Annotated in this window: 16 protein-coding genes; 6 read left to right on the plus strand and 10 right to left on the minus strand. The window is 68.5% G+C overall.

Going from position 1 to position 21,228, the window contains the following annotated elements; genetic code table 11:
- Positions 1-377: 377 nt before the first annotated feature.
- From MKK75_RS00360 to MKK75_RS00370, 3 genes are all read right to left on the minus strand, one after another.
- Entirely contained in the window at positions 378-1,466 is a 1,089-nt protein-coding gene (locus tag MKK75_RS00360; RefSeq protein WP_244040656.1) for a branched-chain amino acid aminotransferase, read from the minus strand.
- A 91-nt stretch (positions 1,467-1,557) separates the two neighbouring features.
- On the minus strand, positions 1,558-3,318 hold the full coding sequence (locus MKK75_RS00365) for an ABC transporter ATP-binding protein (protein ID WP_244040657.1): 1,761 nt from the start codon (positions 3,316-3,318) through the stop codon (positions 1,558-1,560).
- A gap of 87 nt (positions 3,319-3,405) precedes the next feature.
- A complete protein-coding gene (locus MKK75_RS00370) occupies positions 3,406-3,921 on the minus strand; it encodes a Spy/CpxP family protein refolding chaperone (protein WP_244040658.1) in 516 nt (171 codons plus the stop codon).
- Positions 3,922-4,088: 167 nt separating this feature from the next.
- On the opposite strand from MKK75_RS00370, the gene MKK75_RS00375 reads away from it, so the two are divergent.
- From MKK75_RS00375 to MKK75_RS00390, 4 genes are all read left to right on the plus strand, one after another.
- Positions 4,089-5,024 carry a metal ABC transporter substrate-binding protein gene (locus tag MKK75_RS00375; RefSeq protein WP_409567492.1) on the plus strand — a complete coding sequence of 312 codons (936 nt, stop codon included), beginning with the start codon at positions 4,089-4,091 and terminating at the stop codon, positions 5,022-5,024.
- A 148-nt stretch (positions 5,025-5,172) separates the two neighbouring features.
- A complete protein-coding gene (locus tag MKK75_RS00380; protein ID WP_244040659.1) occupies positions 5,173-6,921 on the plus strand; it encodes a heparinase II/III family protein in 1,749 nt (582 codons plus the stop codon).
- 70 nt (positions 6,922-6,991) lie between these two features.
- The gene (gene purH / locus MKK75_RS00385; protein ID WP_244040660.1) at positions 6,992-8,590 is read left to right on the plus strand and encodes a bifunctional phosphoribosylaminoimidazolecarboxamide formyltransferase/IMP cyclohydrolase; all 1,599 of its coding nucleotides are present in this window, start codon (positions 6,992-6,994) and stop codon (positions 8,588-8,590) included.
- Between the two features lie 431 nt (positions 8,591-9,021).
- Positions 9,022-9,300: a hypothetical protein gene (locus MKK75_RS00390; RefSeq protein WP_244040661.1), complete on the plus strand. Its 279-nt coding sequence runs from the start codon at positions 9,022-9,024 to the stop codon at positions 9,298-9,300.
- 587 nt (positions 9,301-9,887) lie between these two features.
- On the opposite strand, the gene MKK75_RS00395 is transcribed toward MKK75_RS00390, so the two are convergent.
- The 5 genes from MKK75_RS00395 to MKK75_RS00415 all read right to left on the minus strand — a co-directional run bounded on the left by MKK75_RS00395 (position 9,888) and on the right by MKK75_RS00415 (position 18,787).
- Positions 9,888-11,570, minus strand: a complete 1,683-nt coding sequence (locus tag MKK75_RS00395) for an MFS transporter (protein ID WP_409567491.1) — start codon at positions 11,568-11,570, stop codon at positions 9,888-9,890.
- Between the two features lie 396 nt (positions 11,571-11,966).
- On the minus strand, positions 11,967-13,649 hold the full coding sequence (locus tag MKK75_RS00400) for a cation acetate symporter (RefSeq protein WP_244040662.1): 1,683 nt from the start codon (positions 13,647-13,649) through the stop codon (positions 11,967-11,969).
- Complete coding sequence (locus MKK75_RS00405) at positions 13,646-14,020, minus strand: DUF485 domain-containing protein (protein ID WP_244040663.1); 375 nt, start codon at positions 14,018-14,020, stop codon at positions 13,646-13,648. The genes MKK75_RS00400 and MKK75_RS00405 overlap by 4 nt, the downstream gene beginning before the upstream one ends.
- 137 nt (positions 14,021-14,157) lie before the next feature.
- The gene (acs, locus tag MKK75_RS00410; RefSeq protein WP_244040664.1) at positions 14,158-16,104 is read right to left on the minus strand and encodes an acetate--CoA ligase; all 1,947 of its coding nucleotides are present in this window, start codon (positions 16,102-16,104) and stop codon (positions 14,158-14,160) included.
- A gap of 244 nt (positions 16,105-16,348) precedes the next feature.
- Complete coding sequence (locus tag MKK75_RS00415) at positions 16,349-18,787, minus strand: PAS domain-containing protein (RefSeq protein WP_244040665.1); 2,439 nt, start codon at positions 18,785-18,787, stop codon at positions 16,349-16,351.
- 235 nt (positions 18,788-19,022) lie between these two features.
- Here MKK75_RS00415 and MKK75_RS00420 point away from each other — a divergent pair, with 235 nt between their 5' ends.
- Together MKK75_RS00420 and MKK75_RS00425 are read left to right on the plus strand one after the other, a co-directional pair.
- On the plus strand, positions 19,023-19,511 hold the full coding sequence (locus tag MKK75_RS00420) for a phasin (protein ID WP_244040666.1): 489 nt from the start codon (positions 19,023-19,025) through the stop codon (positions 19,509-19,511).
- Positions 19,512-19,642: 131 nt separating this feature from the next.
- Complete coding sequence (locus MKK75_RS00425; protein ID WP_244040667.1) at positions 19,643-19,993, plus strand: hypothetical protein; 351 nt, start codon at positions 19,643-19,645, stop codon at positions 19,991-19,993.
- A gap of 82 nt (positions 19,994-20,075) precedes the next feature.
- Here MKK75_RS00425 and MKK75_RS00430 read toward each other — a convergent pair whose 3' ends face one another.
- Positions 20,076-20,723 carry a L,D-transpeptidase gene (locus MKK75_RS00430; protein ID WP_244040668.1) on the minus strand — a complete coding sequence of 216 codons (648 nt, stop codon included), beginning with the start codon at positions 20,721-20,723 and terminating at the stop codon, positions 20,076-20,078.
- Positions 20,724-20,847: 124 nt separating this feature from the next.
- A partial coding sequence (locus MKK75_RS00435; RefSeq protein ID WP_244040669.1) for a transglutaminase-like domain-containing protein occupies positions 20,848-21,228 on the minus strand: 381 nt, incomplete at its 5' end.

Here is a 21,228-nt window from a genome sequence, read left to right on the forward strand (position 1 = left end):
CAAGCGCTTCTCACCCACACCTATACTCTTTACCTAGACGACGCTCTTCCCAGTTAGCTGCGAGGCCGTCGGTCTCGGCGAGGGGGGGGCCGGTGCTTGTCGGGGGCCCAGGCTGCGGCGCGCGTCTTTCCCTACCCCCTCTGCGGGGGAGGGTGTACCGGCCGTCAGGCCCGGTCGGTAGCTGGGAGCCGCGGTGCCGAACTGGATTGAACCCCGCATGTAAGTCACTTCGCTATCTGACTCCGGATCGCCCTCTCCCGCCCCCCTGCGGGGGCCACCCTCCCCCGCAGAGGGGGGAGGGAGAACCCGCGGTGGGCCGTACGCACGACAGGGGCAAACCTCCAGCGCCCGCCACCCATTCATGCGGATGGACAGTCTCAGAAAACCTTCTGGAACCAGCCATGGGCATCATTCGTGTTGCCCCGCTGGATATCCACGAGCAGGTTGCGCAGCCGCTGGGCCACGGGGCCGGCCTTGCCGTTCCCGATGGTGAAGCTCTCCTCGCGGCCCTTCACGGTGCCGATCGGCGTGATCACCGCTGCCGTGCCGCAGGCGAAGGCCTCGGTCAGGCGGCCCTCGCGGACATCGGCGCGCCACGCGTCGATCGCGTAGGGCTCCTGCTTCACGGTGAGGCCGGATTCCCGCGCCAGGGTGAGCACCGAATCACGGGTGATGCCGTGCAGGATGCTGTCCGACAGCGGCGGCGTGACCAGCGTGCCGTCCGCGAACACGAAGAACACGTTCATGCCGCCGAGTTCCTCGATGAAGCGGCGCTCGACCGCGTCGAGGAACACCACCTGCTCGCAGCCCTGCGCGGTCGCCTCCGACTGCGCGGCCAGGCTCGCCGCGTAGTTGCCGCCGCACTTGGCCGCGCCGGTGCCGCCCGGAGCGGCGCGCGTGTAGTGCTCCGAGACCCAGACCGTGACGGTGCTGTTCGGGTCCTTGAAGTACGAGCCCACCGCCGACGCGATGGTGAGGAACAGGTATTCGGAAGCCGGCTTGACCCCCAGGAACGCCTCCGTGGCGATCATGAACGGGCGCAGATAGAGGCTGCCATCGGCCGTATCCGGAATCCAGGCGCGGTCGATCTCGACCAGCTTGCGCATCGCCTCGACGAAAGCATCCTCCGGAAAGGGCGGGATCGCGAGGCGCTCGGCCGAATGGCGGAAGCGCCGGGCGTTGGCGTCCGGCCGGAACAGGGCCGCGCCGCCGCCGGCCGTGCGATAGGCCTTGAGGCCCTCGAAGATTTCCTGCGCGTAGTGCAGCACCGCGGCGGCGGGATCGAGCGGGATCGCCTCGCGGGCCTGGATCCGCGCGTCGTGCCAGCCGCGCCCGGCCGAATAGCGCGCGATCACCATGTGGTCGGTGAACACCTTGCCGAAGCCGGGATTCGCCATGAGCGCGGCCCGCTCGTCAGCGCTTCGCGGATTGGGATGGCTTTTGATCTCGAACGTCAGGTCGCTCACGGTGTGGTCCTCATCGGCTGAGGCTCTTATGGCGCGCTCCGGCGCGCGAATCTACGGAGCCGGCGCATGACGGCCTCGCCGCACAGGCGCGTTATTCCGCCGCCGCAGGCTCCAAGAGCTGAAGCCTGTGCAGGCGCGCATAGGTGCCACCGGCCGTGAGCAGGTCTTGGTGACGCCCGGTCTCGATGACGCGACCGGCCTCCATGACGGCGATCTGGTCGGCCTGACGCACGGTGGAGAGCCGGTGAGCGATCACCAGGGTGGTCCGGCCCCGCATCAGCCGGGTCAGCGCCTCCTGGACCAGCCGCTCCGATTCGGAATCGAGGGCGGAGGTCGCCTCGTCGAGGAGCAGGATCGGCGCGTCCTTCAGGAAGGCGCGCGCCAGGGCGATCCGCTGCCGCTCGCCGCCCGAGAGCCGGCCGCCGCCGGGGCCGACCCGGAAGTCGTAGCCTTCCGCCAGGGCGGAGACGAACCCGTGCGCCGCGGCGGCGCGGGCGGCCGCCTCGATCTCCGTGCGGGCGGCGTCGGGCCGGCCGAAACCGATATTGGCGGCGATCGTGTCGTCGAACAGCACGATTTCCTGCGAGACGACCGCCACGGCGGCCCGCAGCGAGGCGAGCGTCACGGCGCGGACGTCCTGGCCGTCGATGGTCACGGCGCCTCCGGTGACGTCGTAGAGCCGCGGGACGAGGTTGAGCAGGGAGGACTTTCCGGAGCCGGAGCGCCCGACGAGAGCCGTGACCGAGCCGGGCGGAACGTCCAGATCGATGCCTTCGAGCGCAGGCGCATCCGGCCGGTAACGGAACTGGATCCCCTCGAAACGGATCGCCCCGGCGGTCACCGTCAGCGGCCGGGCGTCGGGCGCCTCGCGGATGGCGGGGGCCTCGTCCATCACATCGAAGTAGCGTCGCAGCGCCGCCGCCGCCTCCTGCAGGATGGCGTTGAGGTTTCCGAGCGCCCGCGCCGGCTGGGCCGCGAGGAGCAGGGCCGCCACGTAGCCCGTGAAGTCGCCGACCGTCTTCTCCCCCGCCAGCACCCGCTGGCCGACCAGCACCAGCACGCCCGCGACCGCGATGCCGCCGCCGATCTCGAGCAGCGGGTCGAGGCGGCCGCGGGCGTTGGCGGCCTTCATCTTGAGGCTGCGCACCTCGTCGAGGGCCTGGGCGGCGCGGCCCTTGAGGTAAGATTCCATCGCGTAGGTCTTGGCGACGCGGGCGCCCTGGAGGCTCTCGGAGATCAGGCTGGCGGTGGCGCCCATCTGCTCCTGCGTCGAGGTCGAGACCCGCCGCAGCTTCCTGCCGATCCGCCCGATCGGCCCGGCCACGAACGGTACCGTCAGCCCGGCCACGAGGGTCAGGACCGGATCCATCCAGAGCAGCGCCGCCACGAGGCCGATCAGCATGGCGATGTCGCGCAGCAGCACCGTCGAGATGCGCGTCAGCGCCTCCTTAATGAAGGCGAAGTCGGTGGTGAACCGCTGGGTCAGTGCAGCCGGGCTCTCGCGGCCGAGCTGGGCGAGGTCGGAATCGATCAGGTGGCCGTAGAGCGCCGCCTGCATGTCGGCCTCGACCCGGGTGACGACCCGGTTGGTCAGCACCGTCTGGCCGTAGAGCGCGAAGCCGCGCGTGGCCGTCACCACGATCACGACCAGTGGCCCGTAGGCGATCGCCGCCGCGTCCTTGCGGTCGAAGGCGTCGAAGGCGGCCTTGATCAGTGCGGGATAAAGCCCGGTCGAGGCGCCGACCAGCGCGATCAGCACCAGCACGACAGCGAGGGTGGCCCGGTGCGGATAGAGCCAGATGCGCCAGAGCCGGGCGAGGAGGGGGACCGTGTCGCCGGGAAGGCGCGCCATGAGACCTACCGGGTCGGATCAGCGCCGCCCTCGTGCGGGCGGTGCAGCGGTGTGCCGCCGCCCGCGCTCCGGATCAAGGCTTTCGGCTCAGCGATCGTCGCCGCCCGGCCCATGCTCGTCGCCCTGGCCATGGTGCCGACCGCCCATCCGTCCCATCGGCCGGGCCAGGATCATGGCGCGCCGCTTCTGGTCCTGATCGAGGCTGGCGTAGAGCGGCTGCGACGCGTCGGCGAGCTTGCGCAGGGCCTCGCCGCGGGCTGTCGCGGCGTCCGCCATCGACCGGATGGCCGCGGGGGCATCGTCGGCGAACCGGGGCCGGTCGCGCATCGCCTCACGGCGCTGCTGGCGCAGCTTGGCCATGTCGCGGATGGCCGTCTCCACCGGTGGCCACAGCTTCTCCTGATCGGCGTTCAGCTTCAGGCCGGCATGGAGGGCGGCGATCCGCGCATCGGTGAACGCCGCCCGATCCTCGGGGCTCAGCGCGCTCCACCGACCGTGGCCGCGGAAACCCTCGGGCCCGTGATCGCGCGCCACCGCCGCGCCCGCCAACCCCAGGCCGAGGGCACCGGTGACGAGGAGAGCGGCTCTCAAAGGTCGGGACATGGAAACCTCCGTCTTACGCTCGGGACGCTGGCGGACCGGCCGCGACGGCGCCCGACGCCCTGATCCAACCTTAAGCATGTATCCCGCTTGTGTATGTAACAATGTTACATTAGTGGCGGGGCTCTGTCTGTCAGGGAGGGGTATCGGTGCGTCGGGAAGCGGGAGGAATTCGGACGGCGGTCCGAGCGCTGGTCGGTGTCGCGATCCTGAGCCTAAGCCTCACGATTTCGGCTCAGGCGGCGCCCGACGGAGGTCCGGTGCGGGCGGTCGCGACCTTCTCGATCCTGGGGGATCTGGTCCGGGCGGTCGGCGGAGCGCGTGTGACGGTGTCCACCCTGGTGGGACCGGAATCCGATGCCCACGGCTTCAGCCCGTCTCCAGCCGATGCGCGCAAGCTGGCGGAGGCCGACATCGTGTTCGTCAACGGCCTGGGGCTGGAGGGCTGGCTCGACCGCCTGATCCGGGCCTCGGGCACCCGCGCGCCGGTCGTGGTCGTCTCTGCGGGCGTGACGCCGATCCCCGCCCAGGACGCGCATGCCCACGCCGCAGGCGAGCACGATCACGGTGACCAAGCCGTCGACCCGCACGCCTGGCAGAGCGTCGCCAACGTGCGGATCTACGTCGCCAACATCCGGGACGGCCTCGCCAAGGTCGACCCGGCGCATGCCGAGGGCTACCGGAACGCCGCCGCGGACTATCTCCTTAAGCTCGATGGGCTGGAGAAGGAGGTGCGCGCCACGATCGACGGCATCCCGCCGGAGCGGCGCCGGATCATCACCACCCACGACGCCTTCGGGTACTTCGCCGCAGCCTACGGCCTGCGTTTCGTGGCGCCGCAGGGCGTATCGACCGAGAGCGAAGCGAGCCCGCGCGACGTCGCGGCGATCATCCGGCAGATCCGTCAGGACCGCATCCCGGCCGTGTTCCTGGAGAACATCAGCGATCCCCGCCAGATGGAGCAGATCGCCCGGGAAAGCGGCGCGCGGATCGGCGGCCGGGTCTATTCCGACGCGCTCTCGGGGCCGCACGGCCCGGCACCGACCTATCTCGACATGATGCGCTCGAACCTGCGTGCCTTCGCGGCCGCCCTTGGACGCGACTGAGCCTCGCCGGCGGAGCGATGGGCATGACATAGCGTAAACCGGCGGTTAAGAGGCCCCCTCTAGCCTGACGTAACGGGTGCCAGCCGATCCTCGTCCGCGGGGGCTCGAGGCCTTGGGGCCTTGTGAGATCGCGCAGCTCGGAGATCGCGTGGCTTGGGGGCCTGACCGCTGGCGCTTCTATCGGCTCGTCGCGCGCGAAGTCGCGCGGTCGATCCGCGCGGCCGGCGCTAGGCTGACGGCGTCCCCCGATATCCTCGCCCGGATGCGGGTGACCGGATTGGTGATCGCCCCCCAGGACCTGCGCACCTCCGACGCGACCTTCGCGGACGACATCTACGCCGGACTGTTCGTGTTCGCCGGGCGCTCGCTGGCGGCGAGCGGCGGATCGCCGTTCGACTACGCCGCGCCCTCCCCGGAATGGGCCGACGAACTCTACGGCTTCGGCTGGCTGCGCCACCTGCGCGCCGCCGACACGGCGCTCGCCCGGGCCAACGCCCGCGCCTTCGTGGCCGATTTCATCGCTGGCCGGGGCGATCCGGCTCTGGCCCGCCAGACCCCGGTGGCGGCCCGGCGGCTGATCTCGTTCCTGTGCCAGTCGCCCCTCGTGCTGGAGGGCGCCGACCACGCCTTCTATCAGAGCTTCCTCAAGGCGATCGCCCGCAACGCCCAGCAACTGGAGCGCGATCTGCGGCGGGGCGTGCCGCCGCAATGGCGCCTGAACGCCGCCGTGGCGCTCTGCTATGCCGGCCTGTGCTGCGACGGCATCCAGCCGATCCTCAGGCGGGCGACCCGGGTCCTGTCGCGGGAACTCGACCGCCAGATCCTGACCGATGGCGGACACCGCTCGCGCGATCCGCGCTTCGCCATGGAGCTGCTGCTCGACCTGCTGCCGCTCCGCCAGAGCTATCTCAGCCGCAGCGTCGAGCCGCCGCTGGCGCTGCTGCGCGCCATCGACCGGATGCTACCGCTTCTGCGGCTGCTGCGCCATCCGGACGCCTCGCTCAGTCATTTCAACGGCATGGGCGCGACCGACGCGGACCACCTCGCGACCCTGCTGGTCTATGACGGTGCGCTCGCCCAGCCGCTGATGCACGCGCCGAATTCCGGCTACGAGCGCCTGGAGGGCGGCCGGATCGTGATCGTGGCCGATGTCGGCGCGAGCCCGCCGCTGCCCTACTCGGTCAATGCCGGGGCTGGCTGCCTCGCCTTCGAGATGTCGAGCGGGCCGCAGCGCATCGTGGTCAATTGCGGTCTGCCGGCGAGCGGGCCGGATTTGCGCCTGCTGGCCCGGTCGACGCCGGCCCATTCCACGGCGTCCGTAGCCCACGCCTCGTCGTGCCAATTCCTGACGCGCGACGGCTGGTGGGGGGAGCGCCAGGTCGCCGACTGGCTGATCCGGCGGCGGGGGGCCGTGGTCCTGAGCGGCCCGTCCGAGGTCGAGGCCGAGCGGGCCGAGGAGCCGGACAGCGTGCTGCTCGCGGCTCGGCACGACGGCTTCGGACCGAATTTCGGGATCGTCCATCAGCGCCGCTGGCAGCTCTTCCCCCTGACGGCGCGCCTGGAGGGCCGCGACGTCTTTCTGCGCCAGGGCAAGGCCGGCAGCCGGGGGCGCCGCCGTGCCCAGGACGTGGCGATCCGCTTCCATCTCCATCCCGGCATCGCCGTGCGCGGGGTGTCGGAGGGGCTCGAACTCGCATCGGCACTCGGAGAGATCTGGCAATTCCAGGCGGAAAACGCGGAGATCGCCCTGGAAGAGAGCGTCTACTTCTCCGGATTGACCGGCCCCCGCCGCACCGATCAGATCGTGCTCCACCTCACCGTGTCCGACGATGTCGAGGTCCACTGGAGCTTCACGCGGCTCGCCTCGGCGCCGCTGCGGGGCGTGGCGCCGGCGTGAACGGCGGCTGGCCCGGCTCCCCGTTTCCGTGCTACCGCGCGAAAAAACCACAACCTTTCGGCACGAAACCATGGCGCACGATCAGGTGCGGGTCTCCCGCGCGCTCCTCTCGGTCTCCGACAAGACCGGTCTCGTCGATTTCGCCCGGGCGCTGCAGGCCCGCGGGATCACGCTGGTCTCGACCGGGGGCACGCATCGGGCGCTGCAGGAGGCCGGCCTCGCGGTGACCGAGGTTGCCGACCTGACGGGTTTCCCCGAGATGATGGACGGGCGGGTCAAGACCCTGCACCCGGCCGTGCATGGCGGCCTTCTCGCGATCCGCGACAACCCGGAGCATCAGGCGGCGCTCGCCGCCCACGGGATCGGGGCGATCGACCTGCTCGTGGTCAACCTCTACCCATTCGAGGCGACGATCGCGGCCGACCAGCCCGATGCCGACTGCATCGAGAACATCGATGTCGGCGGCCCGGCGATGATCCGTGCGGCGGCCAAGAACCATGCAGACGTCGCCGTCGTCACCGACGTCTCGGATTATGCCGTCGTGCTCGCCGCGCTTGAGGCTCATGACGGTGCCGTCGGGGCCGACATGCGTCGCCGCCTCGCGCAGAAGGCCTTCGCCCGAACGGCCGCCTACGACGCGGCCATCGCCAACTGGATGGCGGGTCGTTTCGGTGCCGATGAGCCGGCCCCGTTCCGTGCCGTCGGGGGCAGCCTGGCGCAGGCCCTGCGCTACGGCGAGAACCCGCACCAGGCGGCGGCCTTCTATCGCGCCCCGGGTAAGCCCCGCGCGGGCGTGGCGACCGCCCGCCAGCTTCAGGGCAAGGACCTGTCCTACAACAACTTCAACGACACGGACGCCGCCTACGAATGCGTCGCCGAATTCGATCCCACCCGCACGGCCGCGGTGGCGATCATCAAGCACGCCAATCCCTGCGGTGTCGCCGAGGGCGCAAGCTTGCTCGAAGCCTACGAGCGGGCCCTGAGCTGCGACCCGACCTCCGCCTTCGGCGGGATCGTCGCGCTCAACCGGACGCTCGATGCCGAGGCGGCGAAAAAAATCGTTGCGATCTTCACCGAGGTGATCATCGCCCCGGACGCCACGCCTGAGGCCGCCGCGATCGTCGCGGGCAAGAAGAACCTGCGATTGTTGCTGGCCGGCAGCCTGCCGGATCCGCGGGCCCCCGGCGAAGTCGTGCGGTCTTTGGCTGGCGGGCTGCTGGTTCAGGGCCGGGACGCAGTCGTGGTCGACGACATGCCCCTCCAGGTCGTGACCAAGCGGGCGCCGAGCGAGATGGAACTCGCCGACCTCCGCTTCGCCTATCGCGTCGCCAAGCACGTCAAGTCCAACGCGATCGTATACGCGAAAGGCGGCGCCACGGTCGGGATCGGGGCCGGGCAGATGTCGCGGGTCGATTCCTCGCGGATCGCCGCGTGGAAGGCCGCGGAGGGCGCCAGCCGCCTCGGGCTGTCCGAAAGCCTCGCTGTCGGATCCGTCGTCGCGTCGGACGCGTTCTTCCCGTTCGCGGACGGCCTGATGGCGGCGGCCGAGGCGGGCGCCACGGCGGTGATCCAGCCCGGCGGGTCCATGCGCGATTCGGACGTGATCGATGCGGCCGACGCGGCCGGGCTCGCCATGGTCCTGACCGGTCACCGCCACTTCCGGCATTGATGGCCATGCCGGGCTGGAGCCGGGCCCGATGGCGTTGCCATCGCGCGCGGCTCTAAGCCCATGTCGTGACGCGCGCTCTTGCCCCGAACCGGTGCCGGCTTCAGCCGAACGCGAACCCGGCCAACCTGCCCCCCGAACCGGTCGAGGCCGTATCCCCCGCGCCTGCGCTGTCCTCGCGCCGCCACGTTAACGATCCCGGCAGATTGGCCGGCGCGGATCGAATTTCACGCCCCTGGCGGGTGCCGCCTGCAATGAGGGTTTAGTGGTCCCGCCGCTATTGATAGTATAATTGGTAATGATTCGGCGGAATGACGCCGTGTCTGAGCGATCTCTGCGAGCATCCTGCCAACGGTATAGGCCTTTGCCGCGCAGTCGAGCCCGGGGTTGAAGTCAGAACTTCATCGCGTCATCATCGTCGGGATAGCTGTAGGATGATTGCGCAGGGCATCTCCTCAAACGGATCCGATCTGGGTGACGAGATGCTGGTTGCCGTGATGTTGTTCGTGGTCGGTTGGCTCGTTGGACGTACCTACACGGTCGTCGTCCTGGCCATGACGTCCTCGGTCATCATGCTCACGTCCATGGCTCTGTTCATCACGACATACGGGCTCGATGTGCTCCACCTGTTGATCGCGCTGGGTTACCTCGGTGCACATCAATCCGGTTACCTGTTCGGTGCCTTCATGAACGGGTACCAGCAGGACAACTGACCTCGAGCCCAGCGATCACCACCACCAGATCGGATGTCCTGCGTAGATATTGATCAACAACCATAACATGAATGTTGCCAAGGACCACGATGATACAAGTAGAAGAGGTGGCTTTGCGCCGGGATCGCGGCGCAGCTTGGTCACGCTCTTGATCACGTCTTGAATCCTGACATTCCGTTCGTTGGGAGTGCCATTTACGGGCGGAAACCGAACAAGGTTCCCTGAAATTTTTGCTTGGGATCGCGAAAGGCAGTCAACGCAGCAAACTGCCGAGGCCAGCACCATTCCTGGGTCGCTGTATTGGTTATATTGTAAAAATGATTTTGATCATAAAATATACCAGTATCAGGATATAGATGATTATCCGTATTGTACATCAGGATAATTTCGTCGGCGAATGCAGATGTATCGAACATTTCCGCGTTCGAGCGTCGACGCCTATCGGCGCGGCAGGATGTCGCGAGGCGCAAGGGGGGGCGGTGAACGAGCCGCATCCGTCCGACTGAGCTGCATGCCCTATTCACCAGAACGCCCGCGCCGTGTGTGCGGCCCGGGCGTCTTTCGCGGGTTCGTCCAGCTCGGGCTGATCAGATGTCCGAGAAGATGTCGCGATCCTTGGTCTCCGGCACGAAGAAGACGCCGATGATCACCGTCGCGACGGCGATGACGATCGGATACCAGAGGCCGAAATAGATGTCGCCGGTCTGGGCCACCATGGCGAAGGCGGTGGCGGGCAGCAGGCCGCCGAACCAGCCGTTCCCGATGTGATAGGGCAGCGACATCGCGGTGTAGCGGATCCGCGTCGGGAACAGCTCCACCAGCATCGCAGCGATGGGGCCGTAAACCATCGTGACGAACAGCACGAGGATGAACAGCAGGCCGATCACCTGCGCGACCTGCGGCCGGAAGACGTCGAACGGATTCGCCATCTTGACGATCTCCGGGTCGCCGGCCTTCGGGTAGCCGGCCGCCTGGAGCGCGGCGGAGGTGGCCTTGTTGGCCTCCGCGTTGCCCCCCTGCGGATAGGGGATCTCCGTGTCGTTGACGCGGATCGTGGTCGGTTGGCCTGGTGCTCCAGCGGCGGTGGCGTAGCGCACCGAGGACTTCGACAGGAAGTCGCGGGCGAGGTCGCAGGGTGCCGAGAACACCCGGGTGCCGACTGGGTTGAACAGCGTCCCGCAGCTCGCCGGATCCGCCTTGACGGTGACCGTCACGGACTCGATCGCCGCCTCGAGCTTCGGGTTGGCGGTCGCCGTGATGCCCTTGAAGATCGGGAAGAACGTCGTCGCCGCGATGGCGCAGCCCGCCAGGATGATGACCTTGCGGCCGATCTTGTCGGACAGCCAGCCGAACACCACGAAGAAGCCGGTGCCGAGGAGCAGCGACCACGCGATCAGGAGGTTGGCCGTGTATCCATCGACCTTCAGGATCGATTGCAGGAAGAACAGCGCGTAGAACTGGCCCGTGTACCAGACCACACCCTGGCCGGCGACGAGGCCGAACAGGGCGATGACCGCGAACTTCGCGTTCCGCCATTCGCCGAAGGCCTCCGTGAGCGGGGCTTTCGACGTCTTGCCCTCCTCCTTCATCTTCTGGAAGGCGGGCGATTCCGAGAGCTGGAGCCGGATCCAAACGGAAATGCCTAGCAGCAGCACCGAGACGAGGAACGGGATCCGCCAGCCCCACTCGGCGAAGGCGGCTTCGCCCGTGAAGCTGCGGGTCGCCAGGATCACCAGCAGCGACAGGAACAGGCCGAGCGTCGCGGTGGTCTGGATCCAGCTCGTGTAGAAGCCGCGGCGGCCGTTCGGGGCATGCTCGGCCACATAGGTCGCCGCGCCGCCATACTCGCCGCCGAGGGCCAGCCCTTGCGCGAGCCGCAGCGCGATCAGGATGATCGGCGCCGCGATGCCGATCGTGGCGGCGTTGGGCAGCACGCCGACGACGAAGGTCGACAGGCCCATGATCAGGATCGTGACCAGGAAGGTGTACTTGCGCCCGACGAGGTCGCCGATGCGCCCGAACACCAGGGCGCCGAACGGCCGGACGATGAAGCCCGCCGCGAAGGCCAGCAGGGCGAAGATATCGCGCGTCCCGGGCGGATAGGCCGAGAAGAATTGTGCGCCGATGATCGCGGCGAACGAGCCGTAGAGATAGAAATCATACCACTCGAATACGGTGCCGAGCGAGGATGCGAAGATCACGCGCTTCTCGGCCGAACTCATCGGCCGTACCGCTTCATCCGCCCGCGGGACCGCGGTTGCGACAGCCATGGCTAACCCTCCCCAACACCATCGGCCCGCCGGCGTTTGACCGGAGGCGCGGGACGCACCGCGCGTCACCGCCTTGCGCGCGTTGCAGATCACCTATGCGGTATAGGAAGTCCGGCTCGGGTCAATTGGTAAAGCGTTCGTGATCGCGCCCATCAACATGGCCGGCCGCGGAATGTCCGAATCCCTGATCGACCACACACGTCCGGTGCGTTGGAACGGCCATCCCATCCGACCTTCTTGTCGTGAGGCTCGCTGTGTTCGCCATTCAGGATGAGGGGGTTGGTTCGATCGGCCTTAGACATGGCCCTGTCGCGCACCGTGGTCCGAACCGACCCGAAAACAGGAAGGGCGCGGCTATCGCCGCGCCCTCCGGTCCTGCCATGTTCGGCGCTATGATCAGTGCGCGTGCGCGCCGGCCGCTCCGATCCCGGTTTCGGAGCGCACGAACTGCGCCTCGAACGCCGCTCGCTCGCGCTGTGCTCGCCGGGATTTGTCCATCAGCGACACGACCCAGATCGTCGCGAAGGCCAGCGGCATCGAGAACAGGGCCGGGTTGTCGTAGGGGAACAGCGCGGCGGGGTGGCCGAACGTCGTCACCCAGACGGCCTTCGACAGCACCACCATGGTGACCGCCGAGATTAGGCCGACGAGGCCGCCGGCCAGCGCCCCCCAGGTGGTCGTGCCGCGCCACAGGATCGACATGGCGAGCACCGGGAAGTTGCAGCTCGCCGCCACCGCGAAGGCGAGGCCGACCATGAAGGCGACGTTCTGGTTCTCGAACACGTAGCCGAGGTAGATCGCCACGAGGCCGATCACCACCGCCGAGATCTTCGACAGGTTGACCTCATGCTTCTCGGTGGTGCGCCCGCGGGCGATCACCTGAGCGTAGAGGTCGTGGCTGATCGCGGAGGCGCCGGCGAGGGTCAGGCCGGCGACGACCGCGAGGATCGTGGCGAAGGCCACCGCCGAGATGAAGCCCAGGAAGTACGGGCCGCCCACCGCGTTGGCGAGGTTCACCGCCACCATGTTGGTGCCGCCGATCATGTCCTTCAGCTTGTCGAAGGTTCCGGCCGCACCGAGCTTGAAGTAGCTCGGATCCGACATCAGCAGCGCGATGCCGCCGAAGCCGATGATGAACGTCAGGATGTAGAAGTAGCCGATCAGGCCGGTGGCGTAGAACACCGACTTGCGCGCGGCCTGCGCGTCCGAGACCGTGAAGAACCGCATCAGGATGTGCGGCAGGCCGGCGGTACCGAACATCAGGCCGACGCCGAGCGAGATCGCCTCGACCGGGTTCGACACGAGCCCGCCCGGTGCCATGATGGCATCGCCCTTCGGATGGACCTGCACGGACGCGGCGAACAGCGTCTCCGGGTTGAAGCCGTACCGGTACAACACGGCGCCGGCCATGAAGGTCGCGCCGCCGAGCAGCAGGCAGGCCTTGATCACCTGCACCCAGGTGGTCGCCTTCATGCCGCCGAAGGCGACGTAGACGATCATCAGCACGCCGACGATGATCACCGCGTAGAGGTAGGGCAGGCCGAACAGGAGCTGGATCAGCTTCCCCGCGCCGACCATTTGGGCGATCAGGTAGAAGGCCACCACAACCAGCGTGCCCACCGCCGAGATGATGCGGATCGCGGTCTGGTCGAGGCGGAAGCTTGCCACGTCCGCGAAGGTGAACTTGCCGAGGTTGCGCAGCCGCTCGGCGATCAGAAACAGCACGATCGGCCAGCCGACCAGGAAGCCCGTGGAATAGATCAGCCCGTCGAAGCCCGACGTGTAGACGAGGCCGGAAATGCCGAGGAACGACGCGGCCGACATGTAGTCGCCGGCGATCGCGAGCGAGTTGGTGCCGGCCGAGATGCCGCCGCCCGCGGCGTAGAAGTCGGCGGCCGATTTGGTGCCCTTGGCCGCCTTGTAGGTGATGCCAAGCGTCAGCAGCACGAAGAACAGGAACATGCCGATGGCGGGCCAGTTCGTGGCCGATTGCTGCACGGCGCCGAGGTCCGGGCCGGCAGCGTAGGCGGCGCTCGCCGCGACGGCGGCGAGCGTCAGGCCGAGGAGGAGGCGGTTCATCGGGCCACGCTCCGCTTCAGGGCGTCGCTCAGCGCGTCGAAGCGCGTGTTGGCCCGGGCCACATAAATGCCGGTGAGCATGAAGGCGAACAGGATCACGAACACGCCCATGAACAACCCGAGGGAGGCGGTGCCGCCGACTTTCACGGCGAGCAGCGATTTGTCGAAGGCGATCAGGCCGATGAAGCCGAAATAGACCACCAGCATCAGGATCGTCAGGATCCAGCCGAAGCGGGTGCGCTCGCTCACCAGGTCCTGGAATTCCGGAGCCCGGGCGATCCGCGCGACCTGCGGGTCGAGATCTGTCGTGAGAGTACCTGTCCCCGCGGGCGCAGGGCGCCCCCGCAGGTTGACTGACGTGCCGCTGCTCATGGCTTTTCCTCCCGCGAGGGTTCTTCGGCCCTCGGGTTCATCGCGGTTGTGGTTCGTGGTTCTTGTTGGAGGCGGGCGCCGCACCGGCATCCGCCTCGATGAAGTCCCGCGCCGCCGTCTGGGAGGCGCGGACACGATCAGGCCCGGTTCTGCCGGTTCTCGATCAGATCATCCACGACGGCCGGCTCCGCCAGAGTCGAGGTGTCGCCGAGCGATCCGAAATCGTCCTCGGCGATCTTCCGCAAGATCCGGCGCATGATCTTGCCCGAGCGGGTCTTGGGCAGGCCCGGCGCGAACTGGATCAGGTCGGGTGAGGCGATCGGCCCGATATCCTTGCGGACCCAGGTCACGAGCTCCTTGCGCAGGGCGTCGTCGCCCTCCTCACCGTCGTTGAGCGTCACGTAGGCGTAGATGCCCTGGCCCTTGACGGTGTGCGGGTAGCCGACGACGGCAGCCTCTGCAACTTTCGGATGAGCAACCAGTGAGGATTCCACTTCCGCCGTACCCATCCGGTGGCCCGAGACGTTGATGACGTCATCGACCCGGCCGGTGATCCAGTAATAGCTGTCGGCGTCGCGGCGCGCACCGTCGCCGGTGAAGTATTTTCCGGGATAGGTCGAGAAATAGGTCTGCTCGAAGCGCTCGTGATCGCCGTAGACGGTGCGCATCTGGCCCGGCCAGGAATCGGCGATGCAGAGATTGCCCTCGCAGGGCCCTTCCAGGACCTTGCCCTCGGCATCGACCATTTCCGGCTTCACGCCGAAGAATGGCCGCGTCGCCGAGCCCGGTTTCAGGGCGGTGGCCCCCGGAAGCGGGGTGATCAGGATGCCACCGGTCTCGGTCTGCCACCACGTGTCGACGATCGAGCAGCGCTTGTCGCCGACGACGTTGTAGTACCAGTCCCAGGCCTCCGGGTTGATCGGCTCGCCGACCGAACCCAGCACCCGCAGCGAAGCCCGCGAGGTCTTCTTCACCGGGCCTTCGCCGCCGCCCATCAGCGAGCGGATGGCGGTCGGGGCGGTGTAGAAGATGTTGACCTTGTGCTTGTCGATCACCTCCCAGAAGCGGGCGTTCGACGGGTAAGTCGGGATGCCCTCGAACATCAGCGTCGTCGCGCCGTTCGCCAGCGGCCCATACACGATGTAGCTGTGACCGGTGACCCAGCCGACATCGGCCGTGCACCAATACACATCGCCCTCGCGGTAATCGAAGACGTATCGATGGGTCATCGACGCGTAGACGAGGTAACCGCCGGTGGTGTGGACCACGCCCTTCGGCTGACCGGTCGAGCCCGACGTGTAGAGGATGAACAGCGGGTGCTCGGCCTCTACGGCTTCCACAGGGCACGCGTCGGTGACCTGCTCGGCGGCCTCGTCATAATAGACGTCCCGGCCGGCCTCCATGGCGATGTTCCCGCCGGTGCGGCGCACCACCACGACGTGGTCGACCAGATCGTCGCCGATGCGCTTGATCGCTTCGTCGACATTGGCCTTCAACGGCACCTTGCGACCGCCGCGCAGGCCCTCGTCGGCGGTGATCACCACCTTGGAGCCGCAGCCCTGGATGCGGGAGGCGAGCGAGTCGGGGGAAAATCCGCCGAACACGATGGCGTGGATCGCTCCGAGCCGGGCACAGGCGAGCATCGCGTAGGCCGCTTCCGGGATCATCGGCAGGTAGAGCGTGACGCGGTCGCCCTTGCCGACGCCGCGGTTGCGCAGGACGTTGGCCATCCGGCAGACCTGGGCGTGCAGCTCGCGATAGGTGATGTGCTTTGACTCGTCCGGGTTGTCGCCCTCCCAGATGATCGCGGTCTGGTCGCCGCGGGTCTCGAGGTGCCGGTCGATGCAATTGTGGGCGACGTTGGTGGTGCCGTCCTCGAACCACTTGATCGAGACCTTGCCCGGCTCGAAACTGGTATTCTTGACCTTGGAAAACGGCGTCATCCAGTCGATGCGCTTGCCGTGCTCGCCCCAGAAAGCGTCGGGATCGGAGATCGACGCCTTGTACATGTCTTCGTACTTGGCGGCGTCGACGTGAGCACCCTCACGCCATGCCGCCTGTACCTCGATGACCTTGCCGTCCATGGCTTTCCATCCCTGCTTGGCGCCCGATCGTATCGCGGTCTCTACCGCGCAGCCAGGTCTTCCAAAGTCACGTAGCCTACACTCTTCGCCGCCGATAGGATCGTCGTTCCACTCGCCGCGCTCCCGATTCTGCTAAATAAATTGGGCGCAATGTAACTCGGTGAGTGAAGGGTTGGCGGTGGGCTGTCAAGCCGAACCCGTAGAGAGTTCCGAAAACACGTATCGATCCGCGCGAATACCGCGCTCAGCCGCCCGCCGCCCGCCGCGCAGGCATGATGATCTCCACCAGCGTTCCGTCCTCGGCCGGCGTCGAGAGCTGGAGGCGGCCGCCGTTGGCCTCCACCAGGGCGCGGGGCAGGGCGAGGCCCTCCTCGACATCCGCGTCGGTGAGTGCAGCGGCCCGCGCGGCGGCCCCGGTATCGCGGACCCGCAGGGCGACGGCCGCCCGCTCGGCCGCCCCCGTCGACACGATGATCTGGCCTCCGGCCGCCGAACGCCGGATCGCGTTCTCGATCACCAGCGCTGCGGCGCGGCTCACGGACGGCTCGTCGGCCTCCAACTCGGCGAGATCGGTGGAGAAGCTCGTGCGCACGACGATGCGCCCACGGGCCGCCTCCGCCTGAAGCTGCGCCACGCATCCGGCCGCGACGTCATTGAGATCGAGGGCGCGCGGTTCGAGATGCAGGGCGCCGGCCTCCACGGCCGCGAGGTCGAGGAGCTTTCCGACGCGTTCGAGCATCCCGTCGCCGGAGACCTTGATCTCGGCGAGACAGGCGCGATAGCGCGCGTCGCCGAGGGTGCCGAACGGCTCCTTCAGCATCGCGTCGGCGAGGTCGATCATCCCGGTGAGGGGTTCGCGGAAGGCGCGATCCAGGCGCGCGAGGGCGTTGCCGGCGGGGATCGGCTGATCAGCGGCTTCCGATCGCGGATGCGCGGGGAGCCGGTTCGTCCGCGCGAGGAGGGCGAACAGACGGCTAGCGCCTTCGGTCGCCTTGACCTCCAGGGTCATGGCCGCGCCGGCGAGGCTCACACGGCGCGGTCCCCGCACCACACCGCGCAGGACATCGGCCACAGTCAGCACGCAGTCCCGATCGAACTGGGCGACGAAGCTGCCGCCGACGATCTCCCGCGGCTCGCAACCGAATAGAGTCGCGGCGGCGCGGTTGACCGCCACGATCCGGCCCGCCTGGTCGAGCGTGACGATCCCGGTATCGAGGGCGTCCAGGGCGGCTTCGGCGCCGGCGGCCCGCTCGGCCTGCGCGGCACGGGCGAGGCGCTCGGCGGCGAGGGACGTGGCCGCGTCGGCCACATCGACCGGACGCAGGATCAGGCAGGTGGCGGCCTCCCCGGCCCAGCTGCAGGCGCTGCGTAGGACCTCGACCGGCCGGGTCTGCCCTCCGGCTTCCGTGATCGCGGTGAGGCGCGGTGCCGGATCCGCTTCCTCCTTCCGCGGCGCGCCCGGAAGCAGGCCGTTGAGCCCGCGCGTGGACAGGGCCGCCCCGTCGGCATCTCCGGTCAGCTCCAGCAGCCGGCGGTTCGCCGCGAGAATCACGCCATCCCGATGCACCAGCGCCGGGAGCGGAAGTCCGGCCAGAACCTCGGCGAACGGGGCCGCACCGCCGTGGCCGCTGCGGGGGTCCGTGGAACCCGCCTGCGGCCCGGGGAACGGCATGATCGCGCCGCCGCCCGGTCTCGACGCCGCACCATCGGACGGTGTCTCGTCGCCGGCGTATCGCGCTCCGAGGGCTCGGGCGATCTCCCGGAACGCGGCATGCTCGTCGGTGGACAGGGCGGCCGATACAAGCTCGCCCTCGGCAGCGTGCGGGGCCCCGGATTCGCCGTCGCCCCCTGCGCGCTGCGAAACGGTGGGTGTCTCGGAGGGTTCGGGCGATGCGCTCGCGACGGGCGACTCCTCCGGCAGGTTTGCCGGTCGGGCGGTCGGCAGGGTTCGGATCAGGCCGAACCCGGCGAAGCCCGAGAAGCTGGCCTCACCCCGCCCGAGCGGAGCGCCCGAGAGTTCGACGCGGCACGGACCGGCGCCGGCATCCAGCACCGCCGGCTCGCCGCGAAAGGTCCGGCGCTCCCGTAGGGCCGCCAGAACCCCGTCGGCGCCGGACACACGGCCGGCCGCCGCGAGATCCTGCCATCGCTGGCCCATGAGGCCCGCCAGAAGGTCGGGGCCGGTGAACTGGATCACCGCACCCGAGGCGTCGAGCCGCCACAGGAACCGATCCTCCCGGACGATGGCGGGCGCCGGCTTCGGCGCCGACGCGGCCTCCGTCGAGCGCTGGCGCGTCCGGGACACCACCGGAGCGGTGGAGATCAGCAGGATCACCGTCCTCCCGTCCTCGCGATACCCGCGGGCCAACCAGCAGAGCATCGGCGGCGCGAGCCGGCGGGGATCGAGGCGCAGCCGCGCGAGGCGAGGGGCGTCGTTGCTGGGCGCTGCGGAGGCGATCTCCCGGACCAAGTCCGCGAGGCCGGGTCGGGAACGCGCCTCGATGAAGGCGCGCGCCGCCGGGGTGGCGTGCAGGATCCCGCCATCCTCCGCGTCGATCACGAGATGAATCGCGTCCGACAGGGTGAGGGCCGCCGCGAGGCTGGGCAGCCGCCTCCAGGCCGTGAACGCCGCGGCAAGGCCGTGCTCACGCTCCGGATCCGCCGGTGTCAGTGTCGTCTCCAAAACCCGCGACCTCGAACCCCAACGCAATCCGGCGTTCCCCGCGATGAGAAACGACGACGACCAAGCCCCTTTTGTAAACGCTCTCTCGTCCAGGCGCTAAAAGTTCGCAACGACCGTCACACGTTTACGTTATGTCAACCTTAACGCCAGTGGCGCGGCTGGCATATGGCTGCGAATCGGTTATTGTGCAGTGCACAAAGAGCCATCCACAGGCAGACACGAGAGGAGACGACACATGGCCAACCCCCCGAATTACGAAGTCCCCGCCGAAATGCGCGATATGGCCGAGAAAAGTGTCGAGCAGGCCCGCAAGGCCTTCGACAGCTTCATCGGCGCGGCCCGCCGCACGGCCGATACCGTGCAGGGCTCTACGGAACTCGCGCGCACGAACGCCCGCGACGTCTCCAGCCGCGGCTTCGAGTATGCCGAGCAGAACGTGAACGCGGCCTTCGACCTCGCCCAGAAGCTCGTGCGCTCCCGCGACATGCAGGAAGCGATGCAGCACCAGGCCGAGTTCGTGCGCAGCCAGTTCGCCGCTATCCAGGCGCAGGCCAAGGAGTTCAGCGGCTTGGCGCAGAGCGCGATGCAGCAGGGTGCCGAGCGCGCCAAGTCGGCGATGCAGCAGGGTGCCGACGAAGCCCGCAAGGCCATGGAGCAGGGCCAGGACGCCGCCAAGCAGACGGCGCAGAACGCGCAGGACGCCGCCGAGCGCGCGTCGCACTGAGACACGTTCGCTGTGATGCCTTGCGGCCCGCCTCCGGTCTCCGGCGGCGGGCCGTCTCGTTTTCGCCGGTATTCCCGCCGAGAGCCGCCCGGCGGACCGGCTCACGTCCGCATCGAGCGAAGGATACAAGGATGCGCCTCGCTGTCTCCAGCCCTACGCGCCTGCGTGACGCTCTTCGTATGACGATCGCCGCCCTGGCGCTCGCCGCGGCCCTACCCGCCACGGCCGCCCGGGCGCAGTATATCGACGGCCCGGCCTACGGGGATCTGGGCTACGGGCGCGGCGACCGCCGCCCGCCGCGCCGGGTGGAGCGTGATCCGGTCGGCTTCAATTGCGATGCCGTCCAGCAGGGCCTCACCGGGCCCAAGCCGTTCTCATGCCCGCTGCCGGGGGCCCGGCCGCTCGGCGTGCGCTGCTTCTGCGATCTGCCGATCGCCTCGTTCAGCCCCGCGCAGACCGCCGTCGGCCGCGTCGTGCCGTAGACACGTCGAAGCCGCGCCTTCCGTTGCAGAGGACGCGGCCGGTCTCAACGGGAAGGGCCCAGCCGCGACCGGGCCGCCTGTCTCAGTTCAGCACGACGACCTTGGCGCCGACCTTGACCCGCTCGTACAGGTCGGTGACGTCATCGTTGGTCATCCGGATGCAACCCGACGACACGGCTTGGCCGATCGTATCCGGCTCGTTCGAGCCGTGGATGCGGTACTCGGTGTGGCCGATATACATGGCGCGGGCGCCGAGCGGGTTCTCGATGCCACCGGCCATGTAGCGCGGCAGGTCGGGGCGGCGGGCGATCATCGCCTTGGGCGGCGTCCACGACGGCCACTCGCGCTTGGCCGTGATGGTGTTGCTGCCGCTCCAGCTGAAGCCCGGTCGCCCGACGCCGACCCCGTAGCGGAGCGCCTGACCGTCGCCCAACACGTAGTAGAGCCGGCGCTCGGCGGTGGAGACCACGATCGTGCCCGGGGCGTAAGGCGCATCGAACGCCACGACCTCGCGTGGGATTGGCTGGACCTGCGCCTGCGGCGCGGCCTGCACGCCCTGGCCGTAGCCCGGGGTGTAGGTGCCCTGGTACCCATACGGGCCCTGGTCCGCGCTATAGGCGTTGCCGTCCTCCGTGCCGAAGGGATCGTAGGACGAAGCGGCGAGGACGGGCGTGGCGGCAAGAACAGTCGCGCTCAGCAGCGCGGCGAGTGCGGTGACCGTGGTCTTCATGGGTGGCCTACCTGTGCAATAACCTTTGCCATTACAAGCGTGAGCATAGGCAACCAGTTCCACACAACCGCCACGATTTTGGTTGGCGGCGGAATACGCAGGCCCTTTCGTCCGTGCTGGTTAATCAGACCACCTCGTCGGTGTGCACGTCGAAGCGGGCGAGGTGGGCATAGCCGAAGTTCGTGGAGATCGCGCAGTCGGTGGCGTCGCGTCCGCGGGCCATGACGATGCGTCCGATGCGGGGGCAGTTGTGGCGTGCGTCGAACGTGTACCAGCGCGGGCCGGACGGTCCGTCGAGGTAGACCTCGAACCAGGCGGAGAAGTCCATCGGCGCGGGGTCCTTGGGCACGCCGATGTCGCCGAGATAGCCGGTGGCGTAGCGGGCGGGGATGTTCATGCAGCGGCAGAGCGTGATGGCCAGATGGGCGAAGTCGCGGCAGACGCCCTCGCGCTGCATGAAGCCGTCATGGGCGGTGCGGGTGGCGTCGGCGCGCTGGTAGTCGAA

The organism is Methylobacterium sp. J-030, assembly GCF_022829545.1.
In the GTDB taxonomy this organism is placed as follows: domain Bacteria; phylum Pseudomonadota; class Alphaproteobacteria; order Rhizobiales; family Beijerinckiaceae; genus Methylobacterium.